The sequence below is a fragment of the Halobaculum sp. EA56 genome (assembly GCF_051195075.1).
Lineage (GTDB): Archaea > Halobacteriota > Halobacteria > Halobacteriales > Haloferacaceae > Halobaculum.
Genome location: NZ_JBNTJX010000089.1, coordinates 1 through 1,292 on the forward strand (window position 1 = coordinate 1; position 1,292 = coordinate 1,292).

Consider the following 1,292-nt stretch of genomic DNA (forward strand, 5'->3'; position numbering starts at 1 on the left):
CCCTCGCTCCATTACCGACGTGTTGTCACGGCAACAGGGTTAACTCCTACGTAACCGTCCTCGCTCCGTCCGACGCGCGGCCGCGGAGTTCCGCTACGTGGGCGGGTGGTTGCCGGGGCCACGACGACTGGAGCCGTCGACGTACCCTGCGAACTCGCCCGTCTACTGCTCCCACAGCGGTTCGATGCGCTCCTCGACGCGATCGAGGACGATGCGACAGACGTCGCGATGGTCGTCCGGCCACCGAGCGTTCTCGGCGTTGGTCCGGCTGGCGTCCGGCGGCGGGTGGACGTGCTCCCGCGAATTGTGCGAGTTCGGATGCTGCTCCCAGCGACAGGACCACACGCTGTCCGATCCCTCCGCTCGGTAGTGTTGCGGGCGTTTAAGCAGACGCTCCGACCCCGATCAGCAGTATGTTCTTGCGGGAGTAGCAGCAACAATTCGGTATGTCTGAGGGAGACGCTCGGCGGATCGCACGTGAACTGATGAGCGAGCCTCATATCCGTGGCCGCCGAATCAGCGTCCGCCAGGTGTACGCCCTCGTCGAAGAACGCGGTGAAGATCCAGAAGCTGTTGCCGATCGGTACGATCTCGATGTAGCTGACGTGTACCACGCACTGGCGTACTACCACGACCACCCACGAGAGATGCGTGAGGCCGGACACGGCCGCGAAGACGCGATAACGGACTTCCGCGAGTCGATCGATCGTCCCGAGGGCGTCGATCCGGACGCCGCCTGAGATGAGCGGGTGGCGCTTTCTACTGGACGAAAACATCGACCCGAAAACGGCGACGTATTTGGAGAAGGAAGGAATCTACGCCGAGCACGTCCGTGACGCGCTCTGGCAGGGAGCCGATGACGAAGCAGATGTTCTACCATATGCCCGAGATCACGAACTGATCGATGCCGGCGTACCAGGTTGCAGCCGGTCTTATCACAATGACCGACACGTATCAGCATCGAGATTCGTTTGGTGAGCGTGAGGAACTCGACCCGTGGGTTTGAGTAAATATATTGAACTAACGCGTCTGAATGCCTCAGAATGAAGAATACACTTTCACACGTCCACCATCGGATTGAGAGTACATATTTTCCCGAAGCAAACAAAATACATGGCTTAGATCGGTAGTCCATCTCCCCGATTCGCTTCGACACGGCCGCCCGTAGCCACTTCGGGGCCGCGCCCGGCAGGACAAGACGTATGCCGCGCTCGCGAAATGTCCACACCGAATGGTGCCCTCCACACCGCTCACGAGACGACGGACCCTCCTCGCCGTCGCGGGCGCGCTCG

The 1,292-nt window shown here is 60.8% G+C and carries 3 protein-coding genes; 2 read left to right on the top strand and 1 reads right to left on the bottom strand.

Features of this window, described 5'->3' with window-relative positions; all coding sequences use genetic code 11:
- Positions 1–162: 162 nt before the first annotated feature.
- Positions 163–345 carry a hypothetical protein gene (locus ACQUQ1_RS22235; protein ID WP_435066359.1) on the bottom strand — a complete coding sequence of 61 codons (183 nt, stop codon included), beginning with the start codon at positions 343–345 and terminating at the stop codon, positions 163–165.
- A 101-nt stretch (positions 346–446) separates the two neighbouring features.
- Here ACQUQ1_RS22235 and ACQUQ1_RS22240 point away from each other — a divergent pair, with 101 nt between their 5' ends.
- Positions 447–740 carry a DUF433 domain-containing protein gene (locus ACQUQ1_RS22240; RefSeq protein WP_435066360.1) on the top strand — a complete coding sequence of 98 codons (294 nt, stop codon included), beginning with the start codon at positions 447–449 and terminating at the stop codon, positions 738–740.
- Between the two features lies 1 nt (position 741).
- The gene (locus ACQUQ1_RS22245) at positions 742–978 is read left to right on the top strand and encodes a DUF5615 family PIN-like protein (protein WP_435066361.1); all 237 of its coding nucleotides are present in this window, start codon (positions 742–744) and stop codon (positions 976–978) included.
- The last annotated feature ends 314 nt before the right edge of the window (positions 979–1,292 follow it).